The sequence below is a fragment of the Pseudomonas sp. SDO52101_S400 genome (genome assembly GCF_054071635.1).
This window is the reverse complement of sequence record NZ_JBSVWF010000035.1, coordinates 35,757-52,371: the sequence shown is the minus strand read 5'-3', so window position 1 is coordinate 52,371 and position 16,615 is coordinate 35,757. Positions and strand designations below refer to the sequence as shown.

General features: G+C 61.5%; 18 protein-coding genes. 7 read left to right on the top strand and 11 right to left on the bottom strand.

Going from position 1 to position 16,615, the window contains the following annotated elements; translation table 11 throughout:
• Positions 1-28 precede the first annotated feature (28 nt).
• Complete coding sequence (locus ACW9HX_RS18355) at positions 29-367, top strand: DUF6124 family protein (RefSeq protein WP_114884082.1); 339 nt, start codon at positions 29-31, stop codon at positions 365-367.
• A gap of 151 nt (positions 368-518) precedes the next feature.
• On the opposite strand, the gene ACW9HX_RS18350 is transcribed toward ACW9HX_RS18355, so the two are convergent.
• On the bottom strand, positions 519-737 hold the full coding sequence (locus ACW9HX_RS18350; protein WP_457381679.1) for a hypothetical protein: 219 nt from the start codon (positions 735-737) through the stop codon (positions 519-521).
• 97 nt (positions 738-834) lie between these two features.
• On the opposite strand from ACW9HX_RS18350, the gene ACW9HX_RS18345 reads away from it, so the two are divergent.
• Together ACW9HX_RS18345 and ACW9HX_RS18340 are read left to right on the top strand one after the other, a co-directional pair.
• Positions 835-1,986 carry a M14 family metallopeptidase gene (locus ACW9HX_RS18345; RefSeq protein ID WP_457381678.1) on the top strand — a complete coding sequence of 384 codons (1,152 nt, stop codon included), beginning with the start codon at positions 835-837 and terminating at the stop codon, positions 1,984-1,986.
• Between the two features lie 150 nt (positions 1,987-2,136).
• Positions 2,137-3,345: an MFS transporter gene (locus tag ACW9HX_RS18340; protein WP_457381677.1), complete on the top strand. Its 1,209-nt coding sequence runs from the start codon at positions 2,137-2,139 to the stop codon at positions 3,343-3,345.
• A 9-nt stretch (positions 3,346-3,354) separates the two neighbouring features.
• On the opposite strand, the gene ACW9HX_RS18335 is transcribed toward ACW9HX_RS18340, so the two are convergent.
• Positions 3,355-3,900, bottom strand: coding sequence for a cytochrome b (locus ACW9HX_RS18335; protein ID WP_457381676.1), 546 nt, complete (start codon positions 3,898-3,900; stop codon positions 3,355-3,357).
• Positions 3,897-4,991, bottom strand: a complete 1,095-nt coding sequence (locus ACW9HX_RS18330; RefSeq protein WP_457381675.1) for a catalase family peroxidase — start codon at positions 4,989-4,991, stop codon at positions 3,897-3,899. The genes ACW9HX_RS18335 and ACW9HX_RS18330 overlap by 4 nt, the downstream gene beginning before the upstream one ends.
• A 157-nt stretch (positions 4,992-5,148) precedes the next feature.
• Between ACW9HX_RS18330 and ACW9HX_RS18325 the strand changes: the two genes are divergently transcribed.
• Together ACW9HX_RS18325 and ACW9HX_RS18320 are read left to right on the top strand one after the other, a co-directional pair.
• Positions 5,149-5,655, top strand: coding sequence for an RNA polymerase sigma factor (locus ACW9HX_RS18325; RefSeq protein WP_457381674.1), 507 nt, complete (start codon positions 5,149-5,151; stop codon positions 5,653-5,655).
• Positions 5,652-6,404 (top strand): anti-sigma factor family protein, encoded by a 753-nt coding sequence (locus ACW9HX_RS18320; protein ID WP_457381673.1) that lies wholly within the window; start codon positions 5,652-5,654, stop codon positions 6,402-6,404. Before ACW9HX_RS18325 ends, ACW9HX_RS18320 begins: the two co-directional genes overlap by 4 nt.
• Positions 6,405-6,409: 5 nt before the next feature.
• On the opposite strand, the gene ACW9HX_RS18315 is transcribed toward ACW9HX_RS18320, so the two are convergent.
• From ACW9HX_RS18315 to ACW9HX_RS18285, 7 genes are all read right to left on the bottom strand, one after another.
• The gene (locus tag ACW9HX_RS18315) at positions 6,410-7,381 is read right to left on the bottom strand and encodes a Csu type fimbrial protein (RefSeq protein ID WP_457381672.1); all 972 of its coding nucleotides are present in this window, start codon (positions 7,379-7,381) and stop codon (positions 6,410-6,412) included.
• On the bottom strand, positions 7,378-9,735 hold the full coding sequence (locus tag ACW9HX_RS18310) for a fimbria/pilus outer membrane usher protein (protein ID WP_457381671.1): 2,358 nt from the start codon (positions 9,733-9,735) through the stop codon (positions 7,378-7,380). The genes ACW9HX_RS18315 and ACW9HX_RS18310 overlap by 4 nt, the downstream gene beginning before the upstream one ends.
• A 108-nt stretch (positions 9,736-9,843) precedes the next feature.
• Positions 9,844-10,626 (bottom strand): fimbrial biogenesis chaperone, encoded by a 783-nt coding sequence (locus ACW9HX_RS18305; RefSeq protein WP_457381670.1) that lies wholly within the window; start codon positions 10,624-10,626, stop codon positions 9,844-9,846.
• A gap of 23 nt (positions 10,627-10,649) precedes the next feature.
• Entirely contained in the window at positions 10,650-11,150 is a 501-nt protein-coding gene (locus tag ACW9HX_RS18300; RefSeq protein ID WP_457381669.1) for a Csu type fimbrial protein, read from the bottom strand.
• A 4-nt stretch (positions 11,151-11,154) separates the two neighbouring features.
• A complete protein-coding gene (locus ACW9HX_RS18295) occupies positions 11,155-11,691 on the bottom strand; it encodes a Csu type fimbrial protein (RefSeq protein ID WP_457381668.1) in 537 nt (178 codons plus the stop codon).
• 19 nt (positions 11,692-11,710) lie between these two features.
• Positions 11,711-12,244, bottom strand: coding sequence for a Csu type fimbrial protein (locus ACW9HX_RS18290; protein WP_457381667.1), 534 nt, complete (start codon positions 12,242-12,244; stop codon positions 11,711-11,713).
• An 87-nt stretch (positions 12,245-12,331) separates the two neighbouring features.
• Entirely contained in the window at positions 12,332-12,841 is a 510-nt protein-coding gene (locus ACW9HX_RS18285; RefSeq protein WP_457381666.1) for a Csu type fimbrial protein, read from the bottom strand.
• Positions 12,842-13,138: 297 nt separating this feature from the next.
• Here ACW9HX_RS18285 and zapE point away from each other — a divergent pair, with 297 nt between their 5' ends.
• Entirely contained in the window at positions 13,139-14,269 is a 1,131-nt protein-coding gene (zapE, locus tag ACW9HX_RS18280) for a cell division protein ZapE (RefSeq protein WP_457381665.1), read from the top strand.
• 63 nt (positions 14,270-14,332) lie between these two features.
• Positions 14,333-15,646 (top strand): leucine-rich repeat-containing protein kinase family protein, encoded by a 1,314-nt coding sequence (locus ACW9HX_RS18275; RefSeq protein WP_457381664.1) that lies wholly within the window; start codon positions 14,333-14,335, stop codon positions 15,644-15,646.
• 129 nt (positions 15,647-15,775) lie between these two features.
• On the opposite strand, the gene ACW9HX_RS18270 is transcribed toward ACW9HX_RS18275, so the two are convergent.
• Positions 15,776-16,480 carry a YebC/PmpR family DNA-binding transcriptional regulator gene (locus tag ACW9HX_RS18270; RefSeq protein ID WP_007951538.1) on the bottom strand — a complete coding sequence of 235 codons (705 nt, stop codon included), beginning with the start codon at positions 16,478-16,480 and terminating at the stop codon, positions 15,776-15,778.
• Positions 16,481-16,615 lie beyond the last annotated feature (135 nt).

The following is a 16,615-nucleotide window of genomic DNA, read 5'->3' as shown; positions in this document are numbered from 1 at the left end:
TGAATCGACCAAGGAGTGACCTTTCACCATGAACATCACCAGCAACGACCTGCCCGACCTTCAAATGGATACCACTTTCAAGTCTCCACAGGGTTGCGCTGCCGCACAGCGGGCATTGGACTATTACTTGAAACCGGCCGTGTCAGAACAGGAAGTGGAAGAACGTTTTTTCGGCGTGAACAGCAATTTGAGTGGCGAAGAATCCCTTGTCCACGCCTCGGATTTGCTGCGATGTGCGGCGGCCACGGCATTCAAGGCAGCAGACGGCTTGCAGGGCGTCAGTCGGGATTTGGCTTTTTCGGTAGTGCACATGGTAGACATGGCACGAGCGATGGTCGATCACTCGCTCGATGGCGGTGTTCGCTGAAGACGCACGGGAAAGAATTTTCCAATCGCGCAGATAAAAACGTTTGACTTGCAAATGATAATGATTATTATTGCAAGCAACTGGTCGCGAGATCAGTCGATGGACCAGAGACCTTAGGTCGGTCTTCTGGACTATCTCCTCATCAGGCTAATCACGGTTTTTGACCCGGCTTTTTGCCGGGTCTTTTTTTTGCCAGTTTTCTGGCTTGTGGCTTCAGGCTAATGAAGTCTTTAGGTGCTGCAAATTCGATGGCGCGGATAATATCAAAAGAATATCGCTTGGCAAGAGAACCCCGTCCGCATTGGGGAAAAGTAATGCCAATTAGCACTTGAGAATCAATCGCACAGCTACTAAGCTGCATCCGCGTCATGGAAGACGCCCCCCGCCACACCCCGCAATTTCCCTCGGTTTCACCCCTGCCTTGCGTGTAAAGTAGCCGCCATAAAAATCATATTCAGGAACCGATTATGACCGTGGCCAAATCTTCGTTCGACATCAGCGCCAACTTCGACAGCGGCAACATCCAAGTCATCGACATCAGCAACCCGCTCAGCCCGGTTCTGGCGATTCGGCCAGATACCCGCAGCGCCCATTTCCAGTGGTTCCACTTCAAGGCCAGCGGCCTGCATGTCCATCAGGAACACTGGTTCCGCCTGGTCAACGCCAGCCAGTCCTCCTACAACAAGGCCTGGACCGGCTATCAGACCGTCGCTTCCTACGACCACGTCAACTGGTTCCGCATCCCGACCCAATTCGAAGGCGACAGCCTGCGCTTCTGCCTTGAAGCCGAGCAGACTCACGCCTGGTTCGCCTACTTCGAACCCTACAGCCGTGGTCGCCATGACTGGCTGATCGAACAAGCGCTGACCAAGGCCGGCACCGAACTGCTGTCCACCGGCAAGAGCGTCGAAGGCCGTGATATTCAGCTTCTGCGCAAAGGCACCGGCGCCGAAGGCCGTCGCAAGGTCTGGATCATCGCCCAGCAGCATCCGGGCGAGCACATGGCCGAGTGGTTCATGGAGGGCGTGATCGAGCGTCTGGAGCATCACAACGATCCGGTCTTGAACAAACTCCTGGCCAGCGCCGATCTGTACCTGGTGCCGAACATGAACCCGGATGGTGCCTTCCACGGTCATCTGCGCACCAACGCGATGGGCCAGGATCTGAACCGCGCCTGGCAGAACGCCAGTCAGGAAGTCAGCCCTGAAGTCCTTTTCGTACAGCAGCAGATGGAAAAGTACGGCGTCGATCTGTTCCTCGACGTACATGGCGACGAAGAAATTCCCCACGTATTCACCGCCGGCTGCGAAGGTAATCCGGGCTACACCCCGCGGATCGAGAAACTCGAAGAGCACTTCCGCAGCCATCTGAAACGCACCACCAAAGACTTCCAGACCAAGTACGGCTACACCCGCGACGAACCGGGTCAGGCCAACATGACCCTGGCCTGCAACAGCGTTGGCCAGAAGTTCGACTGCCTGGCGCTGACCCTGGAAATGCCGTTCAAGGATCACGATGACGCGCCAAACCCGCTCACCGGTTGGTCGGGCCAACGCTCGAAACAATTGGGCAAAGACGTGCTGACCACCATTGCAGACATGGTCGACACCCTGCGCTGATCCCCCCCCTGTTTTTCGCCATATGAAAGATCGCAGCCTGTCTGCGATCTTTTTTTTGCGCTGCGCTTTTACCCATTCAGGTTGCAAAACAAAACCAGATTACTTACCGTCAATCCAGTTTTAATTTAAAACCTGAAAAGGAATCGGGACATGAAAGCTCAAACACTCGGCAGCGGCGCGGTGTTGCTGTTTGCCATTGCCTGCGGTCTGGCAGTGGGAAACGTGTATTACGCACAACCGCTGCTGGACGCCATGGCCGAAACTTTCAACCTGTCGCCCGCGAGCATCGGCATCGTCATCACACTGACCCAGGTCGGCTATGGCGTCGGACTGGTGTTGCTCGTGCCACTGGGCGATCTGCTCAACCGCCGACGTTTGATTGTTACGCAAACGTTCCTGTCCGCCGCAGCATTGCTGATGATCGCGATGGCAACCAGCAGCGCCTGGCTGCTGATCGGCATGACCCTGACCGGTTTGCTCGCCGTCGTGACTCAAGTACTGGTGGCCTATGCCGCGACGCTGGCCATTCCCGCCCGGCGCGGGCAAGTTGTCGGGGTGATCACCAGCGGCATCGTGGTCGGCATTCTGCTCGCGCGTACCGTAGCAGGCGGGATGGCGGATCTGGCCGGCTGGCGGGCAATTTATCTGCTGTCGGCGGGGCTGACGCTGATCATGGCATTGCTGCTTTTGCGCGTGCTGCCCAAGGATGAAAAGCCACAACCGACCACACCTTACATCGCACTGATCGCTTCGGTTTTCCGTCTGTTCCAGGAAGAACCGGTGTTGCGGCAACGGGCGATTCTGGCCCTGCTGACCTTCGCCAGTGCCATGGTCCTGTGGACGCCGATGGTTTTGCCGTTGGCCGCCCCGCCGCTGTCGCTTTCCCACAGCGAAATCGGATTGTTCGGACTGGCCGGTGCGGCTGGTGCATTGGCCGCCGCAAGAGCCGGGCACTTGGCGGATCGTGGATTCGGGCAATGGGTCAGCGGCCTGTCCTTGCTGCTGATGCTTGGTTCGTGGCTGCCAATTGCATTCACCCAATCCTCATTGTGGGCGCTGTTGCTAGGCGTGATCACCCTCGATCTGGGCTTGCAGGCAGTGCACGTCACCAGCCAGAGCATGATCTACAGCGTCCGCCCAGAGGCACAGAGCCGACTGACCGCCGGCTACATGCTGTTTTACTCGATTGGCAGCGCCCTGGGCTCAATCGCCTCGACGGCCATGTACGCCTGGGCAGGATGGCCGGGCGTCTGCTGGCTCGGTGCCAGCATCAACATCATCGCGCTGCTGTGTTGGTGGCGAACATTGGCACCGCAAAAACGTGGCGAGCAAATGTGCTCCCTCGCCACGCCGGATTAACGTCTGCAGTCAGTTGCGATTGCGTCCCCGCAGCATGCTGTCGAGTACCTCGTCGCGGCGCACCCAACCATGAAACAGTGCCGCCGCCAGGTGCAGCAACACAGTCAGGAACAGCAGATACGCCAGATAACCGTGCGCCTTGCGCAACAGGGCGAACACCTGGGCATCCGCCGGCACGATCGACGGCAATTGCAACGAATGGCCAAGCATCACCGGATCGCCCGCCGCGCTGATCATCGCCCAGCCCAATAGCGGCAACACCAGCATCAAGGCGTACAGCAACAGGTGCGACGCCTTGGCCGCCATCACCTGCCAACCCGGCAAGTCCTCCGGCAGCGGCGGCTGACGCGTGCCCAGTCGCACCAGAATGCGCACGATCACCAGCAACAGAATCGCAATGCCCAGCGGCTTGTGCAGGTTGAGCAGCCACTCATGCCGTGCCGACACCGAGGTGACCATCCCGGCCCCGATAAACAACATGGAGATGATCATCAGCGCCATCAGCCAGTGCAGCAGTCGCGCCAGCGGATTGAAATGCGTCGGTGGCGTTCTCATGGGCGCGACTCCTGTTTGGCGGCGGGCAGTTGGCTGACTTCGCTGGTGCGACGCAGGTAGGAATCGGCGTAGCCGGCTGAACGAGCAGCGAGCAACGGGTCGTCAGAACCTTCGATCCCGGCGGGCAGGACCAGCGGGTCGTAGTTGATGTCACGGCATTCGCCGCTGAGCTGAGGCTGAGTCTTTTCCAGCACCAACGTGCCGGCGTTCAGCACTTTGCGACCGGCAGGCCAGGCCTTGCTCGCGTCATTCACCGGATCGTCGGCGTTGGCCAGGGTGATGTTCAACTGAAAACGCAGCGGCCCTTCGGCCAGATGTTGCACCAGATCTTTCTCCAGAAAATCGCTGCCTTGCGCAGCCGTGGCCCCTGCGGCATCCTGCGCCAAAGGCGTCATGCTCCAGCGCACGGCCTGCTTCTTGCCGCTGGCGTCGACCAGGTAGAACGCGTTGATGCTGTTGTAGGTTTCAGTGACATAGCTGGCCGAAGGTTTGGCGCCCTTTATCCAGGTCAGGAAAGGTACGGCTTCCGGGTGCGCAGCAAAGAATGCCGGGACCTTGGCCGGATCCGGCTTGCCCGTCGCCGGATCCGGCGATTGCGCCTGCTGCAACTGATAGAACGCCTCGGGCGTGCCGACCGGGAACACCGGCATACTGTTCATCCCGGTACGCCATTGCTGACCGTTGGCTTGAGTAAAACGCAGCGCCAGGCTGCGAATCGGTACGGCGCTGTCCGGCGCATAAGGACTGCCCGCCGGCAGCGCAAATCGCCCGACCACCGGTGTGCGTGGCTCGTTGAACACCTGCGCAACAGAGAACGGCCGCGCTTCACCGCTGCTCTCGAAATGTCCGATCACACACACGCCCTTGGCGTGATTGCGGCGAAACCCGGGATGCACGCCGTTGTTTTTTTCCAGCACATCGACCAATGCCTTGGGCGTCAGGCGTTGTGGGTCAAAGTTGCCATGCACGTAGGCAAATGCCCCGGCCACTGCTGCGACCACCACGGCGATACCGCCGAGACGCAACACCAGGCTCGCGGCACTCAATGGCGGGCGTTGTGGCCCGCCGGGCGGTGAGCTGCGATCAACCATGAAAGACTCCAGGGCCATCGGCCACAAGTAGGAAGAATCAGCAAGACGCACGCCATCAGGATTTATTCCACGGCCCGGTATTTATTTTTCCGAGCGTGGAATAACCTCGAATGCCGGGCGTCTTCCTAGTCCACAGCGTAGTGACTAGCAGAATTTCATGAGCGAATTCGACGAACAACTGAGAGAAATCATTCCCAGATTGCGGCGCTTTGCCCTGTCGTTGACGCGCAACGGCAGCAGCGCCGACGATCTGGTTCAGGCCAGCCTGGAGCGTGCCCTTTCAAGTTGGGGCGACAAACGCTCAGAGGGTGATTTGCGTGCGTGGCTGTTCTCGATCCTGTATCGCCAGTTCCTCGATGCGCACCGGCGCTCCCGGCGCTACGCCCGGATGCTCGAATTCTTCACCGGCCGCGATGACGCCGAACCCTCGGTAGAGCGCACCGTCATTGCCCGGTCGACCCTGCAAGCCTTCGATCGCCTGCCCACCGAACAGCGCGCCCTGCTACTGATGGTGTCGGTGGAAGGCTTGACCTATAAAGAGGTCGCCGAGATCCTCGACGTCCCCACCGGCACCGTGATGTCGCGCCTGTCCCGCGCCCGCCAGGCTCTGCGCCAGCTCAGCGACGGCGAAATCAGCAGCCCTTCCTTGCGGATACTCAAATGATCAGCCTGCCCCCCAGCGAGCGTGATTTACACGCGTACATCGACCACCAGCTCAGCGATGCCGACCGGCGTGTGCTGGAAAACTGGCTGGCCAGCCACCCCGACGAAGCGGCGTCGATCCGCGCCTGGCAACAGGACGCCCAGCACCTGCGCGCCGCCCTCGGAGGTGCCCTGCAACAACCGGCCAATCCAGACCTGGACCCGGCACTGATCCGCCAGCGGCTCAAGCATCGATCACGCCGTCAATGGGCCAGCGCAGCCGTGTTGCTGATAGCGGTCAGCATCGGCGGTGTCAGTGGCTGGCAAGCCCGGGAAATGACTTTTGTGCGCACGGTGGCGCCCATGACCGATGCCTTGCAGGCGTACCGTTTGATCGCCCAGCAAGGAATCCTGCCGGCGGACTACAAGGTCGACAGCGGCGGCGACATGCAGCGTTGGCTCGACCGCTACTTTACGCAGGCCAATCGCCTGCCGGACCTGACGGCAGCCGGATTCCGGCCGGTCAGCGGTCGCCTGCTGAGCACGGAGGAAGGTCCGGCGGCGATGGTGATGTATGAGGATCGCGACGGGCACAAAGTGAGTTTCTACGTGCGTCCTCCGGGGCCGAAAAACACCTTTCTGCCACGCGGTAGCCGTCTCGACGGGGATCTGCGAGCCGAATACTGGTCCGGGGAGGGTTACAACTACGCGATGGTCAGCCCGACCGATACCCCGGCGGCGCAGCTCCTCAAGCAGACTGTGCGCTTCTGACCGGTTCAGAACCCGACATCCAGCACCACGTTGTCCAGATAGGTGCCGGCGGGTGGCGTGGTCTGGTCGGTGTAGATTTTCGCGTTGTAGTTGAAGATCTGGCTGCCAGTGCCCAAACCATTGCCGGGATTGACCTCGGCATCGCTGCTGGCCCGGCGCCCCGCGCCGACGCTGCCCCAACGGGTGGTGCCGGCGCTTTTGAAAATATCGTAGGCCAGGTAATTGCTGCCGGAAATCATTCGCCGTCGACCGCCGACACTGACCGGATTCTGTCCGTCGCTCAAACCCACGGTGTAGGCGCTGCCCTTGGTGCAGGCCAGGTTGATCGTCTGCCCGGTCACCGGAGTGAACGCGCTGATCACCGGCGCGCTGCCGAACGCGATGTTGGGCGCGGTGATGGTGCAATCGTTAGCGACGGTCAGATTCACCGTCAGCGTTGTGGTACCGCTGTTGATATCGCGGCCCAGGCAAAGTCCGCCGACACCGATGCCCGAACAATAATTCCAGTTCCAGAAAATGCTCAGGGTCTCGGTATAGACCCCGGCCGCCACATTGCTGCCGATCGTGGTGCCGAAGTACAGCGGCACGGTTTTCGGCACCGTACCACCCAGCAATCCCAGCGCATCGATGATGCCGTTGCGGGCGAAGTCGTAGGCCGTACCGCGGGTCAACGGGTAACTGGTGCTGTTGTTGGCGTAGATCGTGTAGCCGATGACGTCGCCGGTCGGCCCGAGTAATCCGCTTTGGGTGGAGGTTACGGTGGCCCAGAAATGGTCGTTGTTGGCCAACAACGACAACAGCGACCCCGTACAACTCAAACCGCCGTTCAACGTGGAACTGGGTTGCGAAGTGGTGCGAACCGCAATCGAGCTGATCGTACCGAACGCGGCCGGCGTGGTGGTGACCACTGAACACAGCGCCTGCGCCGCCCCCGGCAACATCAGCGCCAGCCACAGGCAGAGCCGCAACCCAGTCATTGACACACCAGCGGCCCGATCAGTGGCACCTGATCCTGTTGCAGGTCAAGTTTGAACTGCGCCTGGCAGGTCTTGCCATCCGCCAGGGTCACCCTCAGCGAGTTCTGCGCCTGCAGGTTTTCCAGGTAGACCAACCCGTCCCAGCCCACCACCGTGCGCGTGCCACTCTCTTCATGCAGCACGCCGCTGCCCAGGGGCAGTTCCTGTTGCTGCACATCCACCAGCACGATGCTCGCAGCGATCACCCGGCTCAGCGGGAACTCCAGCAGATAGCCGCTGCCACGGCGCACGGCAATGCGCTGTTCGACATTCGGGCTGCGCACGTTGGCCGGCAGGTTCAACGGATCGATTTCATATTTGCCTCGGTAGTAGGCACTGCTCCACGGCACCAGCAAGTGGCCGTTACGATCGGTCTGCCCGACCTGCTGGTTCTCGTAACGCACCGGAACATCCGCGTAACCGTCGGTACTGATCACCACAAACGCGTCATCGATGCGGTTGGCCGCGAATACTTGGTGATCCATCCACACCAGCGAACCGCTGGCATCGGCCCAGCGTGTTTCAGCGTCCGAAGTACCATAGACACCGGCCTGCAATTGCACCGACTGAAGGCGCCACGTCACATCGGCCTGACGATAATCAGGCCCGTCGCCATTGGCGTAACCGAGGTTGAAGCCCACCCCGCCCTCGGATGGCACGGCGCGACTGTAGTTGACGCGTTGTTGAGTCTGCCCGGTCTTGCTGCGCTCGCTGCTGATGGCCAGGCTGCCGCGCAGGTCGAACGGGATGACCAGTTGCGCCTGCACCGCCCAGTTGGCGTCGCCAATTTCGCGGTTGGCCGACAGGTAGAAACTGCTGTTGCGCCACAACGGTTTGCTCCAGCTCAGGTTGAGCAACCGCGTGCGGGAATCGTCCGCCGCCCGGATATCGAAATAACCGACACCCAGGCTGCCCCACCGCTCAAGGTTGAGGCTCAGGGTCGCCTGCTCGCTACGCTTGCTGAGGCTGATGTAAGGGCTGTCGACCACGGTGAGATCGGCGTACTGGTCGCGGCGCTGCAAGCGTTGCCAGGAGAAGCTGAAGCGCTGGGCGCTGTACTGATAACCGAGACTGAGTTGCTGACCGCCATCACCGTCGAAACGACTCTGACTGATCGCACTGTTGAGCACCCCGAAATTGCCCAGCCGCAGATTGCCGCCGAGCCCGCCGAGGGTCAGTGAGTCGGCTGCTTCGGCGTGGCTCTCAAGGGTAAAAGTGTCGCTGAGACCATAGCGCAGGCTGCCCGACGTAACGCCCGGCCCATAACTGAAATCCTTCAGTCCGTACTCGCGGCGCAGCGTACCGGCGCTGACCGAAAAATCGCTCAAGCCCTTTTGCAACAGGCTGCTGGTGACATAGAACGGCACGGTGGTCGACACCTGCCGACCCAGCGCATCGGTGGTCACCACCACGGCTTCGCCTGCGCCATTGATGAAGGGGATGTTGGTCAGCGTGTACGGCCCCGGTTGCAAATCGGTGCTGCTGGACTTGTAGCCGTTGATGAACAGGTCCACCGAGGACGGCACCGCCGCTTCACCGGCGAACTGCGGCAGCGGATAGGTCACCAGGTCCGGGCGCACCGCGAAATCCCGGGAGAACTGCACGCCCCCCAGGCGCACTGAACTGCTCCAGGGCAAGGCGCCGCTGACCACGTCCCCCGCCTCGTAAGTCAGCATCTGTTCATCATCGGAGTAGCGCCACGTGGTGTCGTAGCGCAGATACCCGTTGTTCAAGGTGTTGACCGAATCCCCCGACAAGGTACGCCGGTACTGCCCGGTGTTGGACAGCGTGCCCCAGCTGTCGAACACCCGCACCTCGTTCCACGCTGCCAGATAAGTACCGGCATCATCGGTGTCGTTGAGGTACAGGTCGTAGTTGAACAACGCGCCGAAACTGCTCAGCGCCGGAGTGCGCGGGTAGACCTCACGATTGCCGATGAACTGCTCCGGTAGCCAGTCCGGTGGCACGTCGAGCAACAGTCGCTGGCTGACGCTGTCGTAGTCGCTGTGCAGCCCCGGCAGACCGTCGAGATCGACTTCGGTGCCCGCATGCTCGGGTAGCTTCATGCCGGTGTCGCGCAGCACGCTGGCCGGCAGGAACAATCGCCCGCCGCGCTGCTCCACCGCCACCACCCGACCGGTATTCATCTGGTTGACCACCAGTTCCAGAAACAACTGTGCATCGCTGACGGCCTCCATGCCGCTGGGAGGCGGCGGCAGTTCGCCGGCCTCGGATGGATGAATGAACATCAGGCAACACGCGCCGGTGACAAGCCACAACGGACGCTGAATACGGCGAGCCCATCCCGGACTCATTAGCGTGTTTCGTCCGTCAATGGACTGGTTCCTCCTGAAACCGCTGTTGCCCGCCGGCCTGTCGATTGCCGGGCGGCCCCGCACTACCCGGTCCGCAGGCCGCAATCGCTACTTCGCCGGAGCGATGCTCTGCACCTGTGCTGCGCCATTGATCCGTCCCGCCAGTTCCCCCGTCACAGGTCCCGGTGCCGGCCAGCGCATCGCCGCCCCGGGCAACACATAACCCAACAGGCCTTCCGCCAGCGGTTTGCTCTGACCGCCCTGTTTGAGCGCAACATCGGTCAAGCGCGCGTGCACCGCGCCCTGGTTACGCACCTCCACATAGGGTTTGCCATCCACCGCCACCGTGCGCCAGCTCAGTTGCGGCAGGCCGATGCCCTTGGGATCACGCTGACGGGTGCTGTCTTCCTTGCTCCACAATCCCGCACCGTAGGCGAACAGCGGCACCGAATAACGCATCTGGAAGCGAATCGCGGCGGCGGTCTTTCCCGCATCGGCGGCGGGAGGCTGGGCCGAGGGAATTTCATCGATGATGATCCGGTAAGCCAGTTCCTGACCGGGCGGGACTTCCCTCGTCCGGGTCAGTCGCACCAGTTGCTTCTGCCCCGGCTCGATCTTCGCCACGGGCGGACTGCCGATCACATCGCGCTGGTTCTGGTATTGCTCCTGAAAGCCGTTCTGGCTCCAGCCGAACACCCGGATCTGCAGGTTGGCGGTTTCATTGCCACGATTTTCCAGCCACAGCGCGCTCGCCTGCTGATCGGCTTCAAGCACCGGATCGATCGGCCAGATCAGCACCGAACTGGCCGCCTGTGCCTTGCCCGCTGCGAGCAGAACCCACAGCAACATTGCGCAACGCACGAGCCATGGCCGTGACGTGATAAACCCCATAAACCCACTCCTTGTGCCTTGCATCACCACGACAGCTGCACCTGCAACACGTCGCTGTACGTCCCCCCAGGCTGATTGCCCGGCAATTGCACCTGACCGTAGATCGGCAGGCTGATGTTGTTGGCGTCGCTATAGGCCACCGCCACGCTCTGCCCGATACCCAGGCTCTGGCTGTAGGCCGCATCGCGAAACAGCGCATACGCCACCTTCGCACTGCCTCCACTGATCTGCATTCGTCGCCCGCCGCTGTTGTACTGACCGCCATCCACCGTCATGTTCAGCGTCACCCCCGGCGTACATTGCAACTGCACGCCACCGGTCAATGCCACTTGCACCGTGCCGGTGGCCAGGGCGGAGCTCGAGCCGAAATTCAGTCCGCCATAGTTCGACACGCCCCCCACCACCAGACAGCCCGGTGTGATCGTCGCGCTGACCTGAAAGCTCTGGCTGGTCACCGCCGCCAGCGGCAATGGCGCAGCCCCCGCGCACAGCACCAGCAGCGCCGCACAGCCATGCCGGCCCATGGCACTAGAACGTCAGTTCAACGGAAATGGTGTCCGTATAAGTGCCTGCCGGGAGCCCGGCCTTGCCCACCGCCTGACCGTAGATGTTCACGGTTTGTGCCACACCGGTGCTGGCGGCGAGGTTGATCACGCCGTCGATGGCCAGCAATTGCGAGTGCCCGGCATCGGTGTACAAGTCGTAGGGCACGTAGTTGGCGACACCGTCGTACAGCGCGCGGGTGCCGCCGGGCGACAACCCGTCATGGGCACCGGCCCGCACCTTGACCGTCGGCGTGGTGCCGGCAGAACAGAGAATCGACAACGCCCCGCCACCACCGCCCAGCACTTGCCCGGTGGCCGTGGTGAACAGGCTGTTGGCCGTGCCAAAGTTCAAGGCACCGAAGTTCAGGCCCGTGGAACCGCCGGAACCATTGACCTGGCAACTGCTGGTCAGGATCAGGCTGGAGGTGATCTGCCCGGTGACCGTGGTGGCGGCATTGGCGCTGGAGGCCAGCGTCAGGCCGAGCAACGACAAACCTATCCTTGATGCAATCGTACGCATGGTGTCCTTCCTCTACGTTTTACCAATCGAGCGTCACCGTCAGGGTGTCGGTGTAGACACCAGCCGGTACCGCACGGGTGTTCGCCACCACCGAGCCAAATACCGGGATGGGTATCTGCGCGCCGCTGGTGACAGCGAAATTGTGTTGTTGGCCGATGCTGTAGCTCTGGCTGCCCGAGGCATCGAGAAACAGCTGATAGGGGATGGTCTGGCGGCCGTTGCTCAAACGGCGGGTGCTGCCGTCGCCATGGGCGCCACCGTCGATGGTCACGGTGAACCCGGTCACCGACGGATTGCAGGCAACGTTGAGCCTGCCGCTGCTGTCATTGGCCAGGCTGGCCTTGATGGGGGCATTCCACGTCGGGCCCTGCTGGCCGAAATCGAGTTTGCCGAAATCGCCCACCGGGCTGGCGGGGCTGGTTGAGTTGGTCACCTCGCAGCCAGCGATCAGAATCAGCCGCGCATGAATCTGCCCGTTGATCGCTGCTTGCGCGTCCTCGGTGAGCAACAGCAATGCGCCTGTGGCGAGTACCAGCCAGTGCTTGCCTGTCATTGCATCCCTACTCCTTCTGATCCCTCGGCATCACTCGACCTTTTGCGTTCGTCATTGAACGTCGATTTCCTGTTGCACCCGGCTCAATCACCAAGTGACCGTTACCTTGACCAGATCCGAATACCGGCTGACCCGCGGGACTTCGGCCATCCGCTCGATCCGCCCGTACAGTGGCAACTCCACCGAACCGCTGTCCGGTACCCGCCCGCTGACCGGCACGTTCACCACCAGCGGCACCCGTCGCGCGGCATCCTGATACAAGCGGTAAGGAATGGCTTTGCCACCCGCCTCGCCTGCCATGTAGCGCACTTCACCGGTCCCGCCGTGCAGGCCACCATCGACGCGCAACTGATACGGTGTGTCCGGATTGCATTCCAGACGCGGCAGACGTGAATTGATCAGCGCGGCTCCAAGCGGCCCGGCCGGGTCATCAAGACGCGCAGTGCTGCCAAAGTCGAGCACGCCCAGTTGCTCGATGCCGGCTTCGCGCTGCTGGCCGATCAACTGACAGCCGCGCTGTACGTCGACGCGCACTTCCACCTGCAGATCGGCGGCCTGCACCGGTATCACAATCCCGCCCAGGAGTGCCCAGACCATCCCTGCATTCACTGTCCGATCCTTGATGGCGACAGCCTCTCTGTCGTTACAGTGTTTCAGGTTAGCAACGGACGCCGATTGCGCCAGTCGATTGGATCCATTGACCGGGCAGGATTTGTTTCGAAAGATTGGCGATCCAACACGCCAGTTCGCTGAAAAAACCTGTACGCGCCGTAGGTTGCTGTCCAGCAAAGTCGCAAGCCGATAAAGCGCAGTGGAAGGAAAACTATCCGTCTGGTTAAACTACGCCGCCGCGCTCGGGGGGAGCCGGCCTGACGATGACGGAGTGACCCCACCGTGCCCGCCCGACCGCCCGAACGTTCGCGTCTGTCCCAACGCCTTTCAGGGTTACGCCGTTTGTTCGGCAAACGAAAGCTGACCAGTGCCGGCCATTGCGCCAGCGCCCAGTCGATCCGCGACTACTTCCGGCACAAGGCTCATGGCCAGGGCTACACCCTCAGCCACAGCCAGCAGCGAGTGATCGACTGCATGGCGCAGCAGGCTGGCCTGTTGTTCGGCCCTTCGGCGCAAACCCCGCCCAGTCTTTACCTGCACGGTGCCGTCGGACGCGGCAAGAGCTGGTTGCTCGACGGTTTTTTCCAGGCATTGCCAATTCAGCAGAAACAACGCCTGCACTTCCATGAGTTCTTTGCCCGCCTGCATCAGGGCATGTTCCGTCATCGCGAGCAGGACGACGCCCTCGGCGCCACCCTCGATGAGTTGCTGCAGGACTGCCAGGTGCTGTGTTTCGACGAATTCCATGTGCATGACATCGGCGACGCGATGCTCATCACCCGTTTGTACAAGGCCCTGTTCCAGCGCGGAATCCTGCTGTTGGTCACCTCCAACTATCCTCCGGAAGGGCTGTTGCCCAACCCGCTGTACCACGCCCGGTTCAAACCAGTGATCGACCTGATCAATACCCGCATGCAGGTCATGGAAGTCGGCGGCCCGCACGACTACCGCAGCCAGGCGCGCAATCACGCTCATCAAGTGTTCACCCAGGGCCATTACGTGTGGCCGGCCACACCGGCGCAACGGCTGGCGCTGGATTTGCCGCCACGCGATACCGCGCCGCAGCCGCTAACGGTCGGCAACCGGGTTTTACAGGCGCGTCTATGCGAAGGCCGCCGCGTCGGTTTCACCTTCAATGATTTGTGTGAACAGCCCACCGCCGTGATGGATTACCTGGAACTGTGCCGGCGCTTCGACCACTGGATCATCGATGAACTGCCGGAACTGGAGGAGTGCTCGATTGCTGTCCAGCAGCGCTTCATCAACCTGATCGACGTGCTCTACGATCAGGACAAACACCTGACATTGCTCGGGCGCCTGCCTCTGCATGAAAGCCTGGCCGGCAATGCCATCGATCTGGCTCGCACCCGCAGCCGGCTGGGGCAATTGCCGGAAGTACGCGAACCGCCCTGATTTGCCGTTATCATGCCGGCCATTCCCGGCGTCACTGCGCCCTCTCGATAGCGACCTTTTTACATGCACACCCTTGCTCAATTACGCGCCGGCGAGCTGTCGGGCATTACCCGGCTGGATCTGGTCGAAGGTTTGACCGAGTTCCCCCGCGAAATCTTCGACCTGGCCGATACCCTGGAAGTGCTCAACCTCAGCGGCAACGCTCTCAGCAGCCTGCCGGACGACCTGCATCGCCTGCCTCATCTGCGCGTGCTGTTCTGCTCGGACAACCGGTTCACCGAGTTGCCCGAGTGCCTGGGCCAGTGCCAGGCATTGACCATGATCGGTTTCAAGGCCAACGGGATCACCCGGGTCAGCGGCACTGCCCTGCCACCGCGTCTGCGCTGGCTGATCCTGACCGACAACCTCATCGAAACCCTGCCCGCCGAACTGGGCGAACGCCCGTTCCTGCAAAAGCTCATGCTCGCCGGCAATCGGCTTCGCGCCTTGCCGCCCACCTTGAGCCAGTGCCATCGGCTGGAGCTGATCCGCATCGCCGCCAACCAGCTGACGGAGTTGCCGCAATGGCTGCTGACTCTGCCGAGCCTGACTTGGCTGGCCTACGCCGGCAACCCGCTGGAAACCGAGGCCGATGCCGCCGCACTGGAAGCCACGCCACTGATCGACTGGTCGACCTTGCGTCTGGAGCAACGGCTGGGCGAAGGCGCGTCCGGGGTGATTTCCCGGGCGTCGTGGCAGCCGGCCGGTCAGCCTGAGCGTTCGGTGGCGGTAAAGCTCTACAAGGGCGAAATGACCAGCGACGGCTCGCCGTTGCACGAGATGAACGCCTGCATCACCGCCGGTTTGCACCCGAACCTGATCCGGGTCGAGGGCCGCATCGGCAATCACCCCGATGGCCAGCAGGGGTTGGTGATGCAACTGATCGACCCGAGCTATCGCAACCTCGCCGCGTTGCCGAGCCTGGCGTCCTGCTCGCGGGATATCTACACCGATGACTGCCGTTTCAGTGCCGCCGTCGCTTTGCGCATCGCCAAGGGGATTGCATCGGTCGCCGAGCATCTGCATGAACAAGGCATCACCCATGGCGACCTCTATGGGCACAACATCTTGTTGAACGATCAGGGCGAATGTCTGCTGGGGGACTTTGGTGCGGCGTCTTTCCATGCCACGACGGACAATCCGGAAACCCGCGCGCTGCAACGCATCGAAGTGCGGGCGTTCGGGATTTTGCTGGGGGAATTGCTGGCGCGTATCGACTCGGGTCTGAGCGCGGATCGGCGTGAGCGGCTGGAGGCGCTGGAACAGCGCTGCTGTCAGCCGGATGTGCTGGCGCGGCCGGGATTCAGCGAAGTCGTTGAGGTGCTAGAACAGCAATGACCGCTACGCGGTCAATCGCGAGCAGGCTCGCTCCCACACTCGAATTGTATCGACCCGGTATTGGGGGACGACTCAGATCAAATGTGGGAGCGAGCCTGCTCGCGATTGCAGTGTTACTGACTCGACAGATCAGCCAGCCAGACCGACAAACATGTCCTGCACGTCGTCGTGGTTGTCGAGGCCTTCGAGGAATGCTTCGACTTCAGCCATCTGCTCGTCGCTCAGGCCGCTGACCGGGTTCTTCGGCTGATAGCCAAGCTTGGCCGACAGTACGGTGAAGCCTTGCTCCGGCAGGGCTTTCTGCACCGAGTCCAGGTCGGTCGGGTCGGTCAGGAACAGGGTCGCGCCCTCTTCGCCCGGCTCGAAATCCTGGGCACCGGCTTCGATCGCGGCCATTTCCGGATCGGCGTCCGGAGTGTCCGGCGAAGCTTCGATCATGCCGACATGGTTGAAGTCCCACGCTACAGAACCGGAAGCGCCCAGTTGGCCCTTGCGGAACGCCACGCGGATTTCCGCCACGGTACGGTTGATGTTGTCGGTGACGCACTCGACGATCAACGGAACCTGGTGCGGAGCGAAACCTTCGTAAGTCACGCGATGGTACTGAACGGTCTCGCCCAGCAGGCCCGCGCCTTTCTTGATCGCGCGATCCAGGGTTTCCTTGGGCATCGAGGCTTTCTTGGCCTGTTCGACCACCAGACGCAGGTGTGCGTTGGTGGCGGTATCGGCACCGTTGCGGGCAGCGATGGTGATTTCTTTCACCAGTTTGCCGAAGATCTTGCCCTTGGCGTTGGCTGCCGCTTCTTTGTGTTTAACCTTCCACTGTGCGCCCATTACTCACTCTCTTGATCTGTGGCGCCGAGACATCTATTGGCCGACGCGTGGCGCCAAGTTTATACGGCCTAAAGTCGGCAATCGACCAAAAATTCCGTCACGCGTCGACATCTTCTACACACCTTGTAGGGCGAT